At 58.8% G+C, this 17153-nt stretch carries 8 protein-coding genes and 1 tRNA gene; 4 read left to right on the top strand and 5 right to left on the bottom strand.

Annotation, left to right across the window (positions count from 1 at the left end; genetic code table 11):
* The first annotated feature begins 14 nt into the window (after positions 1–14).
* Positions 15–989: a M23 family metallopeptidase gene (locus tag RIKMI_RS13705; protein ID WP_037291793.1), complete on the top strand. Its 975-nt coding sequence runs from the start codon at positions 15–17 to the stop codon at positions 987–989.
* Positions 982–1926 (top strand): M23 family metallopeptidase, encoded by a 945-nt coding sequence (locus RIKMI_RS13700; RefSeq protein WP_051214475.1) that lies wholly within the window; start codon positions 982–984, stop codon positions 1924–1926. Before RIKMI_RS13705 ends, RIKMI_RS13700 begins: the two co-directional genes overlap by 8 nt.
* 461 nt (positions 1927–2387) lie before the next feature.
* Here the strand turns inward: RIKMI_RS13700 and RIKMI_RS0109395 are convergent, their stop codons facing one another.
* Positions 2388–5552, bottom strand: a complete 3165-nt coding sequence (locus tag RIKMI_RS0109395) for a UvrD-helicase domain-containing protein (protein ID WP_027291400.1) — start codon at positions 5550–5552, stop codon at positions 2388–2390.
* Positions 5553–5847: 295 nt separating this feature from the next.
* Between RIKMI_RS0109395 and RIKMI_RS0109390 the strand changes: the two genes are divergently transcribed.
* Positions 5848–8343: a TonB-dependent receptor gene (locus tag RIKMI_RS0109390; RefSeq protein WP_027291399.1), complete on the top strand. Its 2496-nt coding sequence runs from the start codon at positions 5848–5850 to the stop codon at positions 8341–8343.
* A 660-nt stretch (positions 8344–9003) separates the two neighbouring features.
* Positions 9004–11157 carry a glycosyl hydrolase family 95 catalytic domain-containing protein gene (locus tag RIKMI_RS0109385; RefSeq protein WP_027291398.1) on the top strand — a complete coding sequence of 718 codons (2154 nt, stop codon included), beginning with the start codon at positions 9004–9006 and terminating at the stop codon, positions 11155–11157.
* Between the two features lie 347 nt (positions 11158–11504).
* On the opposite strand, the gene RIKMI_RS0109380 is transcribed toward RIKMI_RS0109385, so the two are convergent.
* The 4 genes from RIKMI_RS0109380 to RIKMI_RS14375 all read right to left on the bottom strand — a co-directional run bounded on the left by RIKMI_RS0109380 (position 11505) and on the right by RIKMI_RS14375 (position 17144).
* Positions 11505–13121 carry a S41 family peptidase gene (locus tag RIKMI_RS0109380; protein ID WP_169715516.1) on the bottom strand — a complete coding sequence of 539 codons (1617 nt, stop codon included), beginning with the start codon at positions 13119–13121 and terminating at the stop codon, positions 11505–11507.
* A 385-nt stretch (positions 13122–13506) separates the two neighbouring features.
* Positions 13507–13580, bottom strand: a tRNA-Met gene (locus RIKMI_RS0109375).
* A 118-nt stretch (positions 13581–13698) separates the two neighbouring features.
* Entirely contained in the window at positions 13699–14643 is a 945-nt protein-coding gene (locus tag RIKMI_RS0109370; protein WP_084135250.1) for a M28 family metallopeptidase, read from the bottom strand.
* Positions 14644–14837: 194 nt separating this feature from the next.
* Positions 14838–17144, bottom strand: a complete 2307-nt coding sequence (locus RIKMI_RS14375; protein ID WP_051214473.1) for an OstA-like protein — start codon at positions 17142–17144, stop codon at positions 14838–14840.
* Positions 17145–17153: the final 9 nt, after the last annotated feature.

The raw sequence follows: 17153 nt of genomic DNA, 5'->3' as shown, positions 1-17153 counted from the left end.
CTGCACCGACGCGTATGGATTCGCCGCAGTCATCGTCATACTACACGCTTTACCACTTCTTCCGGGAGCGGTTCGTGCTGCCCATGCGCCAGTGGCTTTTCCGGTTCGTGCGGATGGTGCTGGCGGTTTTCATCGCCGCGTCGGTAGTCAATTTCGTTTTTTCCTATTTTTTCTATACGCCCAAGATGCACCGCCTGCGGGAACAGAACGAGGCGATCGTGCGCGATTACCAGTTGCTCGAACAGCGTGTCGATGCGTCGCTCGCCCGGCTGGCCGAACTGCGCGAACGCGACCATGCGGTCTACCGGGCGATATTTTCGGCCGATACGCTCGACGTGCCGGGCGTTTACACGCCTTATTCGCCGGAGAAATACGCTTCGGTCGGGTACGGGCGTTATGCGCCGCTGATGACGCAGGTGTGGGAAAAAATGGACGCTTTCGCGCGGCAGCTTTACCTGCAGTCGCTCTCTTATGACGAAATCGAAAAACTGGCGGTGGACAAGGACCTGATGGCGGAAGTGGTTCCGGCGATCATGCCGCTCGACCGGAAAAAACTGCGCGGGAATATCGGGGCGTTCGGCATGCGGCTGCATCCGATCCTGAAACGGTATATCGGTCATGAGGGAATCGACCTCGGCGCCCCGACCGGCACGCCGGTATATGCGACGGGCACGGGGCTGGTGGCCGACCAGAAACCGCAGTCCGGATACGGAATACAGATCGTGATCGACCACGGCTTCGGCTACCGTACGCGGTATGCCCACCTGAGCAAAAGCCTGGTCAGGCCGGGACAGCTGGTCAAACGGGGCGAACTGATCGGCGAAGTGGGAAGCACGGGTCGTTCCACGGGGCCGCACCTGCATTACGAGGTGATTTACCGGGGCCGGCCGGTCAATCCGATCAATTATATCAGCCGCGATATGAGCGAAGAGGAATTCAGGGCCATTACCGAATCGGCGAAGGCCACTACATACGAAATGGATGAATAAGCGCGGGGAACATACGGACGGGGGCGTACGCCGTTATCCGAGGCTGGTGAAGTGGACGTTCCGCTTTTTCAGCGGGATAGCGGTGGCGGTGCTTTATTTCGCCGTTTTTTCGGTCTTTTTCGACACGCCGATCGAGTACGAGCTGAAAAAAAGCACCGACCGGATCGAGGCGGAATACCGCGAACTGGAACGTCGTTACGATACGTTGCAACAGGTGCTCGACAATGTGTCGGAACGCGACAGGAGCGTTTACAAAATGCTTTTCGAGGCGGAACCGGCGGTGGCGGGCGACGAAGACCGTCAGCGGCGGCTGGCGGTGCGGAGCCGTCTGGAGGAGATGACCAACCTGGAACTGGGTACCTGGTTCGACGAACATTTGGGGCTGTTGTACCAGCAGGTGTCGAACTATGGGGCGATGAGCGGGCGGATGCAGGAGCGCGTGGCGAAAGATGTCCGCGCAGTGCTGTCCATTCCGGCGATACAGCCGGTGGACAACCGGCAGCTGACGCTGCTGACGGCTTCGTTCGGGGAGCGGGTGCATCCGTTTTTCAAAACCATGACGCAACACGACGGGGTGGATTATTCGGTGCCGACGGGCACGGCGGTGTTCGCTACGGCGGACGGTACGGTGCGCAGTTTGCAGACGCGGGGCCAGACGTCGGGACTGAGTCTGGTGATCGATCATGGGAACGGTTATGAAACGGTCTATTCCCATCTGGATAAGGTGGTGGCGCAGCCGGGGCGGCGGGTGAGCCGGGGCGACATCATCGCCTTTTCTGGAAATTCGGGCCTTTCGTTCGCGCCGCATCTGCACTATGAGGTGCGTTACCGGGGCAAAGCGGTCGATCCGACCGGTTATTTCTTCATGGAGCTGGATATGCCGCGTATGAGGAAACTGAAGGAGATCTCGCGGATGGGAATGCAGTCGTTCGATTGACGGGATTCGTGGACGGAGCTTGCGGGAAGAGTAAGCAACGGTTCTTTGTTCAGGGTATCGCCTCCGTTGCCGGTAGTCGCTGGGGCAGAGGATTATTTTCAGGCGGGCGGCGGCGCGTCTCCATTGCGCAGAAACATACTGTGAACCGTACAGTTTATTGCGATATTCTCCCTCGGTCAGGCCGGAGCCACCCCCGGCGAAGGGCTGACATCGGGAGAACTTTACATAAAATCGTACGTTTCTTTGAATGGGGCGCAGCCTGCGGAAACCGTGAACGAGCTTTGCGAGCGAGCGGGCCTCCGCTGCGGGAGGCTGCGGCCCGCGCGACCTGAAGGTCGCAAGTAACCTTCTTGTTCTTGCCGGTTAATCATACGGTTAAATACCGTAATGATCGGCTTTGCACTTCCCGACGCGACACCTTGGAACGTTTTGCCGCTGCGGCCGTCCCGTTCGATCCGCCCCTACGGAAACGCCACCCGTTCCACCTCGCCCAGCTCTACGAACCAGAGATACCCCTCCACCCGCTCGTAGCCCATCTCCCGGAGCAACTCCATATATTCGCACACCTGCGCCTGATAGCCCGCCCGGCGCAAAGCCCCGAACTTGTAATCCACCACCACCGCCCGCTTCTTTCCGTCGGTCATCACCCGGTCGGGACGCCGCACCCCGCCGCCCGCGATAATGTCCCGTTCGCTGTGCACCACCTCCCATTCCGGCGAGAACCACCGGGCCACCACCGGATCGCTCCAGGCCTCCGCCGCCCGCCGCCTGAGCAGCGCCTCCTCCGCATCGGAGGTCACGTCCCCCGCCGCCCGCATCTTCGCCAGCGTGCCGTCCAGTTCGTCCGGCGACCCGGCCAATTCGAACAACCGGTGCATCAGCACCCCGTAACGGCGAGGCGAAACCGCCTCCCGGTCCTGACCGAAATACCGGTCGGACAACCAACGCGCCCGCACCCGCTGCGCAGCGTCGTGCGAAGGAAAGTTTTTCAATACGATCTGCCACTCCGTCCCCTCCGCCGCCCGCCGCGCTTCCCGCCCCGGAGCCTCGCTTTTCGCACCGAAAGCATAATATTTTCCCGTACCGCCGTCCGCCGACGCATATTCGTACTCCTCCAGCCCGCCGAAATCCGGCAGTACCGCGTCGATCAGTTTCGAGACCCGCACCCCGCTGCGCGTGGTGTCGTACATCACGTACAACTCCCGCTCGGCCCGCGTCAGCGCCACATAGAGCAGATTCAGGTTGTCCACATGGGCATAGACGCTCTCCCGGTAGTAATCCGCCGCGAAATGCGAATCCGCCATCAACTTCTTATACCCCACCGGCACCGGTCCCAGCTCCGGGAACCTTCCCGCCCCGTCGCCCCGCGCCTCGGCCCAGAGAGTCGTTCCCCCTCCGGTCGATTTGGGCAGCAGCTCCCAGTCGCAAAACGGGATCAGCACGCACGGGAACTCCAACCCTTTGGCCTTGTGTACCGTCATGATCGTGACGGCGTCCTGTTCCGACGGCAGATAGACGGTCTTCTTTCCGCCGTTTTCGCGCCACCATTCCAACAGCAGCGGAATGTCCGAAACCGCCTGCCTGCTGTACGAAATAATGACCTGATAAAGCGCCTGGAGATACGAGACCGCGTCCTGCCGCCCGTTCAGCCCGTAACGCGCCAGAATCCGTTCGAAACTCTCGGCCAGCGCGCTGCGCAGCAATCCGGCTATGAAGTCCCGTTCCGAAGCCGGCAACTCCCGACCGTAGGGACGCCCCAGAAAAGCATTGTACTGCGCCCGCGCCACCGAATCCTGCGGCGAATCGGCCAGCGAGAAAACCGCCATCACGAAGCCCACCACCGGCGAACCGGCGAGCAACAGGGCCTCCTGACTGACAATCGCGTATCCCGCCTCCAGCAAGGCGTCCGCCGCCCGCCGCGCTTCGCCGTTCGACCGTACCAGCACCGCTATGTCGCGCAAAGCGTACCCCCGCGCCAACAAATCCGCCACCCGCTGCGTCATGAGACCCTCGATCTGCTCCCGCAGAGCGGGAATCACCTCCACATACCCTTCGGCCTCGCGCTTCATCTTGCCCGGAGCGGCTTTCTGTTCGAATCCTTCGTAAGAGTGCCGCAGGATCTCCGCCAGCGGCCGCAGGGCCGCAGGAGCCGGTTCCAGAAAAACGGCCAGTTCGTCCGCATCGCGCTCCACCGCCCGCCGCATCAGGGCATTGTTGAAGTCGATGACATTCCGTTCGCTCCGCCAGTTGGTATCCATCGGCGCGGCCTCGGCCAACGCCCCGGCGAAATGCTCCTCCGCCTCGTAACCCAAGATACGCCAGTTCCCGCCCCGCCAGCGGTAGATCGACTGTTTCACGTCGCCGATCAGCATCACCGGCTCGCCGTCGTTCTCCGCCAGCGCATTGTCCAGCAGCGGCACGAAATTCTGCCATTGCTTTTCCGAAGTGTCCTGAAATTCATCGATCATATACCGCGAATAGGCATTCCCCACCTTCTCGTAAATGAACGGCGCGTCGTTGCCGGTCACCAGCCGGTGGATCAGGGCCGCCGTCTCGTGGATCATCACCAGATTTCGCTCCGCCGACACGGCTTTCACCTCCCTGTCCAACCAGGCCAGCAGCAGGCTCCGCCCCAGATTCTCACCGACCAGCCCACAGGAATTGTAATCCTTCACCAGCGCGTCGATGCCTTCCCGCACTTCGCGCAGCAGGGGCATCAACTCCGGTTCCAGGGCAAGGATACGGTCGCGCACCGGCGACTTCCCGGTCGTCCACGCCTCCGCGCTTTCGGTCGCCTGGAGGAACCGCGCCCCGTACGCTTTCGGGGCCTCCGCCTCCGCCAGACCAGCGAGGTATCCCGCGAAACTCTGTTTTTTATACGGAAAATCGTCGAGCGACAGCCCCGCCGCCGCAATCACCTCCATCCCCCGCTGTGCAGCCCGTTTCACTCCTGCGAACCGGGCCGAAAGGTCCCGTACGATCCCGTCGAAAATTTCCGATATCCGCTCCGCTCCGTTCGGGTTCGGCACATAGCTCTCCCTGAACAGCTCCCCGCCGATGCGGACGATGTCCGGACGTATATCCCAGCCCTTGCCCTGCCCGGCACGCTCCTCCAGCAAACGGTCCACCGCACCGCGCAGCGCCTGGTCCGACGCCGTCAGCTCCAGCAGCCGGTCCACGGCCGCCCCCAGCACCCAGTCGCGGTCGATCTCCACCGTATAATCGAAATCCAGCCCCAGTTCGCGGAAAAAGGCCCTCGCCACCCGCTGGAAAAATTTGTCGATCGTCGATACCGCGAACCGCGAATAGTCGTGCAGGATCAATGTCCGGGCCTGTCCCGCATGGCGCACGATCAGGCTCCGGGAAAGTCCCGTCTCGCGGATCAGGTCGTCCAGATAGGTTACGTTGTCGCCGCCTTCCGGTTCCGTCTCGGGAGCCGAGGCCAGGGCATGCAGGCTGCCGACGATGCGCCGTTTCATCTGTTCGGTCGCCTTGTTGGTGAAAGTGACCGCCAGCGTCTCCCGGTACAACGACGGGTCGCGCACCACCCCCTTGATGTATTCGTAAGCCAGCCGGTAAGTCTTTCCCGACCCGGCCGACGCCTTCAGTATCTTGACCCTGCCCATGTTTTTACGACTAATGCAGCCAAAGATAACAAAAAAGAGCAACCCTTAATAAAACTAAAAAAATAGTCCCTATATTTACTTACGTTATGTTCCACAAATCGGACGAATCGCGTCTTTTGCGGCAGACGCGCAGGGTACCGCAGAACCGGACACGGATACGATACCGGGCGAAACCGGATACAGTTGCCCGATCCTATGCGCCCGAACCGGCAACGTTTGCAAATCCGGAATAATGGTTTACATTTGCAGTGTAATAGTAATGTAATACACATAAAACCCAAACCCGAACCACCCTATGAAACAAGCAGTAACGATCGTAACGGCGCTATGGTTCCTGGCAGGCGTCCCGCAGACCGGTACGGCCCAGACCGTGCAGCCCCGGACGCAGACCGCCGCCTCGGAAACCGCCCGATACACCGTCAGCGGTACGGTCATCGACGCTTCGACCCGCAAACCGGTCTCTTTCGCCACCGCCTCGCTGACAGCCGACACCGCCGCTATGCCCGTAACGGCCGTCGTAACCGACGCGAAAGGGAGCTTCACCCTCGCCGTCAAGACCGCCGGCCGCTACACCCTGCACCTCAGTTTCACCGGTTACACGGCCGCCGACCGCGCCATCGTCCTGAGCGACAGCGTCCCGACATTGCAGCTGGGCGAGACGCTGCTCGAACCGGGCCTGACGGCCGAAGAGGTGACCGTCACGGCCCAGCGGCCGCTGGTGACAGCCGACATCGACAAAATCACCTACAACGCGACTTCAGACCCGGAAACACCGACCCTTACGGCTCTCGAAATGATGCGCAAAGTGCCGATGCTGACCGTGGACGGCGACGACAACCTGCAACTCAAAGGGCAGACCAATTTCAAGATACTGGTGAACGGCAAGACCTCGACCCTGATATCCCGGAACTACAAAGAGGTGCTCAAATCGATGCCCGCCGGTTCGATCAAAAGCATCGAAGTCATTACCGACCCGCCGGCGAAATACGACGCCGAGGGAATCGGAGGGATCATCAACATCGTCACCAACCGCAAAACGCTGGACGGCTTCAACGGCAGCCTCGGACTGGGCACAGACACCTGGGGCGGGATCAACGGCAACGCCTACATCGCGGCGGCGATGGGCAAATTCAGCCTGTCGGCCAACTATTTCGGGAACTATTTCCGTTCGCCGGAGGCCACGGCCTACGGGAGTACCGAAAATTTCAACATCGACCAGGCCCACTACCTCGACTACAATTCGTCTTCGAAGAGCAGCGGGCAGGGCAACGGGTTCTCGTTCGAAGCGGGCTACGAAATCGACACGTTCAACCTGATCTCGATGTCGCTGAACGGCTATCTGGGAGGTTACGAATCGAAAGGAGACCGTATGGACGAAACTTTCGACCGTTTCAGAACCCCGACGGAAAGTTACCGGACCCGTTCGACCTCGCACGGAGATTACGGATCGGTATCGGGCAACATCGATTACCAGCGCACGTTCCTCAAACCCGACCGGACTTTCACGGCTTCCTACAAATTCGACTACGCCCCCAACAACAGCCGGTACGACCGCTCGATCGAAGGGCTGCTGAACTACCCCACTTACGACCAGCGTTCGGAAAACCGCGCGACGGGTTACGAACACACCTTCCAGGCCGACTACTTCGACCCGATCACCTCCAAACACCAGATCGAAGCGGGGCTGAAGTACATCCTGCGCCCGAACTCCAGCGACCCGGAAACGTTCCGCCGCGATCCGGGCGGCGAATGGGTGAAAGAGGAAAACCGCCGCAATGCGCTCGACTATCGGCAGCACATCGCCGCGGCTTACGCCAGCTACCTGCTGAAACTGTCCAAGTTCAGCTTCAAACTGGGCGCGAGGGCCGAATACACCATCAACGACGGTACTTTCCGCCTTCAGGACGGCGACCACAAACTCGACAACCGGTATTTCGACCTGATTCCCTACGTGACCTTCGGTTGGCAGCCTACCCAGCAGCAAACGCTCCGACTGGGCTATACCCAGAGACTTTCACGGCCGGGGATCTGGTACCTGAACCCGTATGTCAATGACCTCGACCCGAACCACATTTCCACCGGGAATCCGAATCTGAAATCGGAAGTCGGCCATAGTTTCAACCTCAGTTACAGCAATTTCGGCAAGATATTCAACGTCAGTCTGAGTTTGAGCGCCAGCCTGACCGACAACGCCATCGAACAACTCACCACAACGTTGCCTTCGGGAGCCTTGTACAGCACTTACGACAATATCGGCAGCCGGCAGTATTACGGCGTCTCGTTCTACGGATCGCTGCGCCTGTTGGAAAACAAGCTGATTTTCAGCCTCAATGCCGGAAGCGGCTACAACAAATACGACGCAGGCAACGGCACGGGAATGGAAAACCACGGGTGGAACCACTACGGCATGCTGAACATCAACGCTCAGCCATGGAAAAACGGCAATGTCTACGTCAGCGGCGGCATCTGGAGCGGCTACACGGGGTTGCAGAGCCAGGGTTCGATGGGCGGTTACCACTCGATCGGTATTTCGCACGGTTTTCTGGATAAGAAGCTGCAATTGAGCCTCTCGGCCAGCAATCCGTTCCAAAGCCGCCATATCTATAAATATACAGGGTTCAGTCCGGAATATGCCCAATGGGGCCGGAGCGACAATCCGTACCGCAGTTTCCGCATCAATCTGACCTGGCGCTTCGGAAAGACTCAGGCACAGGTGAAAAAGGCCCGCCGGGGTATCCGGAACGATGACGTGAAGGCCGGCGGCTCCTCGCAACAGGGGGGCGGGCAATAACCGGAGGTACCTACCTCCCATTTTATCCCGCTTGTGTCCCCGGTTCGGTGTCGGACGGTTTTTCGCCGTCCGGCACCGAGCCGAAACAGACTCTCCAGGAACCGCTCTTTCCGGTTGTAGGGTGTAGCGGCCAGTCCGTCCCGGCGAAGAGCCTGAACCTGCAAGTTATAAAAGTAGGGTTAAAAATAAGTTTCCGCGTCAGCAGGCGGGCCGGACTCCGCTGCGGGAAGCTGTGACCTGCGCGACCTGAAGGTCGCAAATTATGTCTCGACCATTTAACCGTACTTTTAATTTGCGGATTCAAGGCCGGAGCCAGCGAGGACAAAACGAGCTTTGCGAGTTACAGCCGTTAACTTCGCTTCGCTCGTTTCCCTCCTTGTGCCTCGGCCATTCGTGCGAGCCCGATGACTCTCGGCTACTGCGTCGGTTCGCTGGGGGTGGCTCCGGCCTGACCGAGGGAAAATATCGAAATAAACCGTACAATTAACCGGCAGAGAGGAAAAAGGAGATCGCCCGTTTGGAATAAAACCGAATCATAGTTACCTTCGATTTATATGCTCTCCTGTCCTGGGCCGATCGGCGCCCCTTCGGTTTAGCGATGTCCTCAGGTAAGACAGGCCGCAGCATATGCATATGAATTTTCAATGCAACCGAAAACAGATGATGAAACTGAAATATCTGGGAGCCTTGCTCCTGCTGAGTACGGGAAGCGCGGCGGCCGGCGTGCTGCCCGCCCGTTACGAACAAGATCTGAAACGGTTCGCCGTATCGACCGATTCGGTAACCAACGATTATTACGGCAGCGGTATCGTCGGCAACGGCCTGCTGGGAGCATCCGTCTATAAACAGCCCGGCGATACGCTTTGCTGGGAACTGGGCCGTTCGGACGTTTACGACCACCGCTACGGGGAGCCTTACACCAATCTGTACAGCCGTTGCCGGCTGCCGATCGGCAAGTTCATGCTGCCGATGGAGGGCGGCAGCTCGTCGCTGACCATCGACCTTTACGGAGCGCGGGTCGAAGGGACGATCCGCCGGCCGGGCAAAAATCCCGTGAAATGGCGTACCTGGACACCGGCCGAACACAATGCCTATGTGATCGAGTGGGAAGGCGACTCGTTGCCGGCGATCACATTCGTGCCGGAGCTGTCGGCCAGCCCCCGTTTCACCTATCCGAAACCCTACTACGGCGACCCGGCGCTGGACAAATACGAACCGAACCCGGCCCCGAAAATCTATACCGAGGGGGAATATACGATTTGCAAACAGCCGATGACGGCAGGCGGCGAATACACGACGGTCTGGACCGTCTGCGACGCCGGGAAAAACAAAAAGGCGCTGATCGCCTCGGTGGCCTATTCGCAGGAGCGCACCGATACCGAAAAAGAGGCCGTGCGCGACATCGAGGCGGTGCGGAGCGCGTCGCTGAAGAAAGCGGAGCGGATGCACCGCGACTGGTGGCACCGCTTCTACTCCGAAAGTTATGTTTCGGTGGGCGAAGAGACGTACGACCGGTTTTTCTGGATGCAGCTCTACAAGCTGGGGTCGGCCACACGCAGCGACGGACGGCCGATCGACCTGATGGGACCCTGGTTCCATAAGATCACGCCGTGGCCGGCGATCTGGTGGAACCTGAACATCCAGCTGACCTATTCGCCGATGTGCGCGATCGGCCACAGCGAGTTGTCGGAACCGCTGCTCAAACTGCTGGACGACCATGTGGAGAATCTGATGAAGAACGTTCCCGAGGAGTGTCCCTACCCGGCGATCGCCATCGGGCGCACCAGCTCCTACGACTGTATCAGCCCGGTTACCAAAGAACACGGATTGCTGCTCTGGACGCTCTATTACTATTGGGAGTACTGCCGGTACACGCAGGACGACGCCCGGATGCGCGAAGGGTTGTTCCCGTTGCTCAAGCTGGCGGTCAATTATTACCGGTGGAAACTCTTCGAAGGCGAGGACGGCTACCTGCATCTGCCGAAAAGCCATTCGCCGGAATATGCGGACGCCGAAGACTGCAACTTCGAACTGGCCCTGCTGCGCTGGGGTTGCGACCGTCTGGTGGAGATCGACCGGCAATACGGTATCGGCGACAGTCTGTTGCCGGAATGGGAACGCATTCGGTCGCGGTTGGTACCGTACCCGCAGGATGCGGAGGAAGGGATGCTGATCGGCAAAGGGGTGCATTTGACCGGCGGCCACCGGCACTACTCGCACCTGCTGATGTTCTCGCCGTTACAGAACCTTTCGCTCGGCGATTCGGCCAACCGCGACCTGGCGAACCGTTCGATCAACCACTGGCTGGGTTTCAGGAACGGTTATTATGTCGGTTATACGTACAGCGGGGCGGCTTCGATGGTCACGCTGATGGGCGAGGGAGACCGGGCGTACGGCTACCTGAATACTTTTTTCCGCAAATTCGCGAAGTTCAATTCGCTGTATGCCGAGTCGGGGCCTTGTTTCGAAACGCCGCTGGCGGTGTTGAAGTCGTTTACGGAGATGTTGCTGCTGAGCCGCGGCACGGAGATCCGGGTGATGCCGGCCGTTCCCGCCGCATGGCCGGACATCCGTTACGAAAGACTCAGGACCCAGGGGGGCTGCGAGGTGAGCGCCAGCCGCGAGGGCGGTTTGCTGCGCGAAGTACGGATTACGAGCCTGTACGGAGGGCCGTGCGAGGTCTATGCGGATATTCCCTCCGATTCGCTTCGGGTGAAAGCTCCGAAAGGGGTCGGCGTGTCCGAAGGGGAGGACGGAGCGATTTGCCTGGATATGCCGAAAGGTGCGACAGCGGTATTGAGCCGGATCCAATAAATGTCGCGGCTTAGCGATGGAGCGGGCGTGGATTTACGGTATTCCGTAATCCGATTATATTTTGGTAACCTATTCGGGGGTAATTTCCCTCTATCGGCTCTGCGCCGGACGGGATGAGACGGTGCAAGTCCAGACAAAAGACCCGGCGGGTCCGGCGCGAGCCGAGAAACACTCCAATGAAAACTAAAGAGATATACCAAAGGATATAATCGGGGTCCGCAAATCCCCGCCCGCCTGCTCGGGCAGTGTGCGATGAGGCGTAAGATGCCGCCTGCTCATTCGCAAGAATCGAGGCGCATACAACCGAGGACGCATACAGAGGGAAACTCCTCCCGGCGAAATTCCGCTCATTCCTGCGGAGCCGGTTCCACCACGGGGAGCGTACCGCTGCGGAATTGCCCGATGAACCGATCCGACAAATTTTCCTCTCGCTTCCCGGCCAGCCAGTCGTCGCAGGTAAATTCTTCGCGGGGAATCAGAATATCCACGGAATCGTACTCGAACCGCGGAGCGCGGACATCGTTGCGCAGGCTGGCATAAGGTATGGAAAGGACAAAGCGACTGGCATAAGGCAATCCGACCGATTGACTATTCCCTCCGCTGATGCTCGCATACCCTCCGCAGGGTCTGCCCGCCGTAAGACCGATTCCCAACTCCCTGAAATACTGGGCGAACAGCTGGGCCGCCGAATAGGTAGCCTCGCTGGTCAGCAGGTAAACCTTGCCGCGATACCGGTGTTTCAGTTCGGGAGCCGGCCGGAAGCGTACATCGTACACCATATCGGTCGTGAAATACTCGCCCGACTCGATGCTGTCCACATACGACGCCATCCGTTCGTGCTGTTCGGGAGTCAGACCGAACAATTTTTCGTAAGGCGTATTTCGGATGACGGTTTTGATTTTTTCCCGGTTTCCGTCGTTTACCCGGTAAGCGCGGTTGGCATCGACGGTCTTTTTCGTAAAGTAGTTCAATGTCAGGTACACATTGTCGGTCATGCCCCCCGAATTGTTGCTGATGTCGAGAATCAGTGTATCGATTTTATGGCGGGATACCCAGGCCATCGCTTTTTTCAACTTACGCGGGTAACGTTTGTCCTTGTGGGCGAACAACATGGCGAGCATGTTCTCTCCCCAGAAATAGTCGATCGTCATCACGGCGCTGCGGTCTCTGATCTTCCGGGTCGTGATCGTCTTGCCGCCGAACAACAGGTTCCAGACATTATCGCCTTTTACTCGTTGTCTGTGTTTTTTATAAGCTTTATAGAGTTCCTGGCGGGTCATGCCGGCCAGAACGGCCGTATCGACCCGTTCGCTGCCCGGCAGGGTGTATTCCACCCGATACGGAGCCTTGAAACCTTCCATAAACAGAAAGTTCATCAGATTATACCAACTCTTGGGATCCGATTCATCCGGTCCATAATATACCTGTTCGTCTTTTTCCCAGCAGGGAATAGAACGCTGAATAAGAGTCATCTCCTGCGCCGACCGCCCGTTTACGCGGAGAATTTTCGCATTTTCGGGTATGCGGCCGGTATAGTCCCGATGCGCATAGACTGTGCCGTCTTTCCAGGCTTTGACCCATACCGGGAAAAGTGTGTCCGTTTTTTGAAAAATGCGCGTCCGGTTGTAGTATCCCCTATCAGGAAAAGTAAAGTGGCCATCCTCGATCAACATCCCGAAATAACGTAAGGCGTAGTAATATTCGTTCCAGTTTTCGGCGCTGTCTATCTTGCTTCGAATAATTCCGAGGCGTCTGTTCCACTCATCGTCGCCGATTCCCCGACGGCCGTAAACATATACCGAGTCGATTTGCCGGATGACGAAATCGATCTCTTCGGCCCGTTTTTCATGACTTAGAAACGACAAGTCGGACTCCTGCCCCGGAGCGGCAGGAACCATGAAACCGAACAGAAAAACGAAAAGTATTGTTGGGGTGTACCTGTGGGGTCGTCTGTATGATCTCATAACACAAGTCGTATATCGTTCTGTTTTCTCGCTTGTCCGGAAGATTCGGAGCGTATCGTCGGCGGAATTTCGGAGGGAATGGTTCCGTCCGGTTATAAAAATATGATTTTTTGCATTGATGCGATCTTTCATTCTGTCCGATATCCGGCACATATCGTTTTCCGCACGATGCGGTTTTTCCTCAAAACCGGTAACGATCTCCCCAAAGGCCTGCGCGGCGACGTCGGACATTTGTTTACCGAAAGGACTCAGGCCTGCACGCCTCGTTCGACAAGACCAGGAACCGGAACGAAACCGCGCGGAAACGGCGGTTCCTTTCCGGTAAGGTCATAGCCGGTTACAAAAAAACGCTTTAGAACCGACGTTCTAAAGCGTTTGAACCGTGTAGCGAGAGAGAGACTTGAACTCTCGACCTCATGATTATGAATCATGCGCTCTAACCAGCTGAGCTACCTCGCCATCTTATTATTCGCGGCCTTCCTTTCTTGAAGACGGTGCAAAGGTAAATGTTTCGTTCCGAATTTCCAAAACCGGATCGCGCTTTTTTCGCGATTTTCCCGGCCGACCGTCAAAACGGTCAGTAAGCCATCCGCCAGATCAGGTACCAGGCCGAACGGGCGATATCCAATAATTTGGGATAGTTGATCCGGTCGGCCGTATCGGTCGGTTTGTTGTAGTCCGGATGCCCGTCGGTGTGGTACCAGACGATCGGAATGCCCGCCCGGGCGAACGACATGTTGTCGCTGCCGCCGATGGTGCGGTCGCAGGGACGGTAGTCCGCCTCCAGGTGCTGCAACCTGCCCGCGGCGACCGATCGGTCGAACCATTCCCGGAAGCGAGGTTCGGACTCCGTATAAAAATACCGGAACAGGGCCGGACGGTTTTCGTCCGTATTGCGCCCGACCATATCGAAATTGATATAGCAGATGACGGATGCCGTATCGCACCCGAGTTCCGAAACGTAGTGGCGGGAACCGAGCAGGCCGCGCTCCTCGCCGTCCCAGAAAGCCAGCACCAGCGTATGGGCCGGCCGTACTCCGGCCGCTTTCGCGGCCCGGGCCAGTTCCAGCAGAACCGCCGTGCCGCTGGCGTTGTCGTCCGCCCCGTGGAAAACGGCTCCGTTTTTGGTTCCTTCATGATCGAAGTGCGCCCCGACGACCAGTCTCCGGGTCGTGTCCCGGCCCGGAAGAATGGCCAGTACGTTCCGCAGTTTTTCTCCTTTGCGGCCCGTAAAACGCTGCTCGGCGATCTGTCCGGCGTAACCGGCCTGTTCCAGCTCAGAAATGATGTATTGGGCCGTGATTTGCCCCTCCTGCGATCCGGCCAGCCGTCCCCGCATCGCGTCGGAGGCCAGAAAACGCAGCGAGGCTTCGGCGTTCTGCCGGGTAATGGCGTCGAATCCGCGCCGGAAAGCTTTGCCCGGCATGCGCGGTTCCGCCGCCCATGCCGTACCGGCGAAAGCGACGGTCGCCGCCAGCAGACACAAGATACGGCGACTGAAAAAAACAGTGGGTCGGGTCATGGAGACGTAAGTTTAATATAAGGTAAGTATATACGACATTATCCAAAATCGGGTAACGATCTCCCTAAACGGCCCTGCGGTGCCGCTCGGCACAGGGGATCGGGGCTTTTCTCTGCTTAAGGGAGTGGGCGCGGGCCGAAATATACTGAAAATCAAGTGTGCGTATGATATAGGGTAAAGTTATATATACTTACCTAATATAAAAGATCGTTTCCCTGGAGTTTCTCTACCCGGCTTTCGTCCAGCGGCTCGCTCCTGTCGCGCCATACTCCGTCTTGCAGCAGCCGGTCGTATACCGTCGCGAAGCGGTCTTCGATGGGGAAAAGGGGTTGCGCGTAACCGCTTGCCGTGGTTCTCAGCGAGGGGCGCACGGTGCGGCGCGTGATGTCGTAACGGCTGCGGGGCTTGCGTTCCGGTTCCCAACTGAAGTTGGGCAGCCGCTGCGACTCCCCGGCGGGGATTTTGTCGATCGGGTCTATGTGCCAGTCGCCCCGCCCGCCCCAGTTCATATGGACCGGTTCCTGATCTTCGAAGTCGATGGTCAGGCTGGCGCACGAAAGAACGGCGAATTTATCCGGCGGCAGGCTGTCGTCGCCCATGTAATAATAATTCAGCACGTTGCCGGTCATAATAGCCCGGTTCAGCGCGTTGTTCCGGAACCATGCCTGAAGGAACCTCCCTTCGGCCTGGTTGAAAAGGGTGTCGGCGTTTTCGACTTGCTGGGTAATGAACGGCGAGCCGATGAATTCGGCATAGTCCAACTCTTCGTTCCGGCTGTAAATATCGATCCGGTCGGCCGCGAGCTGGCTGGAGCCGTTCCAGATCAGGGGACGGCCGAAAAGGCTCGTCATCGAATCCACCGAATAGGCGGTCAGCGAATCGCAGATACCTTGTACGTCGGGCCGCCACATTTTCACGCGGTGCCGTGCTCGGATCACGCGTTCCAACGAATCTTTCCGCTGCCCGACGCTGTCCGGAGACACCGGGGCGGAGAGGCTGTCCTCCCCGGCGGTGACGAGAGAATCGGGAGCTTCCGGCGCCGGAGGTTCTTCGACGCCGATCGCCGGTTTTCCGGAAAAACCGCCGTTCTCTGCCGGCGGCAAAGTGTCTTTATTGAAAGATACTGCGACTGTGCTGTCCGCAGCCAGAGCATCCGCAAGGGGCATTGCAGCCGTGCTGTCCGCAGCCAGGGAATCCGCAGCAGGCAGAGCCGTACTATCGGCAGCGGCCGGAACGAAAGCGGAGGTGTCCGCGGCCGGCTGTTCCGGCTTCGGCGGCTTAGGTTTCGAACGTCCGGGAGGATAACTTTCGAACAGGATGGTGTCCGCCCGTGTGAAAGCGGAATCGGGTCTCGGCGGCGCGATGGGCTTTTTCGCCGTATCTGCCGGGACGGGCGACGGTTCGATCAGGGTCGTGTCCCGCTCCCTACCGGCCGCAACGGTGTCGGTTATCGCGATTTGCAGCGTATCGGCGAGGGGAAAGACCGGCTGCGGAAAGGTGTCCCGGCCGGCCGCGGAGTCGGCCGCCTGAGCTTCGTCGTAAAGGATCACGGCGGGCGAATCGGTCAGCAGGCCGTTTTTCAGCGAGTCGTTGTAGAACCCGAAGTCACCCAGCCCGATCGTCCGCTGCGCCGTATCGAGAATCTGGATATTCCGCCGCATGACGACTTTACGGATCGCGCTTTCGTAATTCATGGTGTCGGCCCAGAACTCCTGGTCGGCGGTCATGGCGTAGGCGTTCCGGGTGAAATGGTAAGTCTCCGTGGCACGCACGTAATTGCCCCGGTCGGCGGTCAGAAAATCGCGGTCTTTGTCCCAAATATAGGCTTTCGTCAGAAAAGTGACGATCTCGTTGTCGAAATCATAGCGGACCGAATCCGTGCGGATCTTGTAATTGTCGTTGCGCATGGCCACGTGCCCGACGAAGGTGATGGTGGACGAATCGCCGTTGAATATGCCGCGGTCGGATTCCATCCGGTTGTCGCGCTGGACGATGACGGCCCCTTCGTTGTATTCGCCGATGTTGGTCCGGGTATTGAATTCCATGTAGTCGAACACCCACATGGTGGCGTCGCCGTTCACGAGTTTGAGCAACGGGGAATAGACTTTGGCGAGGTCGGTATGTCCGTCGTAGCTGGCGCGGTCGCCGTAAATGTAGGTGGAGTCCTTGTTGATGACGACGTTACCGAAACACTCCATGTGGTATTCGTCGTAGCGTTTGGCGCTGTCGCACTGGATATAGGTTCCGTTGTGGTGGAAGATGACGTTGTCGATCAGGTAGAGCACGGTATCTCCGGCCCGTTGGGTCATCAGGTCGCCGTAATAATCCACGGTGGTGGTCTCCCCGGTATCGGGCGCCGGCGCGGGGGCAACGTTCCGGGGCCGGGTCTGCCCGGCGGTTACGTCGGCGGCTGCCGGCGGCTGCTGGGCATGCAGGCCGAACGGCAACAGGAACAGCAACAGCAATCCCCATCGGAAAATCGTATGGCGGCTTCGAGTCATAGAAATGGC

The sequence above is a fragment of the Rikenella microfusus DSM 15922 genome (assembly GCF_000427365.1).
Lineage (GTDB): Bacteria > Bacteroidota > Bacteroidia > Bacteroidales > Rikenellaceae > Rikenella > Rikenella microfusus.
This window is presented reverse-complemented; position numbering and strand designations above follow the sequence as displayed.

What these genes read in the sequence shown, in the direction of transcription:
- RIKMI_RS14375 (WP_051214473.1), bottom strand. Translation starts at nt 17,144, where the DNA reads ATGACTCGAAGCCGCCATACGATTTTCCGATGGGGATTGCTGTTGCTG.
- RIKMI_RS0109370 (WP_084135250.1), bottom strand. Translation starts at nt 14,643, where the DNA reads ATGACCCGACCCACTGTTTTTTTCAGTCGCCGTATCTTGTGTCTGCTG.
- RIKMI_RS0109380 (WP_169715516.1), bottom strand. Translation starts at nt 13,121, where the DNA reads ATGAGATCATACAGACGACCCCACAGGTACACCCCAACAATACTTTTC.
- RIKMI_RS0109385 (WP_027291398.1), top strand. Translation starts at nt 9,004, where the DNA reads ATGATGAAACTGAAATATCTGGGAGCCTTGCTCCTGCTGAGTACGGGA.
- RIKMI_RS0109395 (WP_027291400.1), bottom strand. Translation starts at nt 5,552, where the DNA reads ATGGGCAGGGTCAAGATACTGAAGGCGTCGGCCGGGTCGGGAAAGACT.
- RIKMI_RS13700 (WP_051214475.1), top strand. Translation starts at nt 982, where the DNA reads ATGAATAAGCGCGGGGAACATACGGACGGGGGCGTACGCCGTTATCCG.
- RIKMI_RS0109390 (WP_027291399.1), top strand. Translation starts at nt 5,848, where the DNA reads ATGAAACAAGCAGTAACGATCGTAACGGCGCTATGGTTCCTGGCAGGC.
- RIKMI_RS13705 (WP_037291793.1), top strand. Translation starts at nt 15, where the DNA reads ATGGATTCGCCGCAGTCATCGTCATACTACACGCTTTACCACTTCTTC.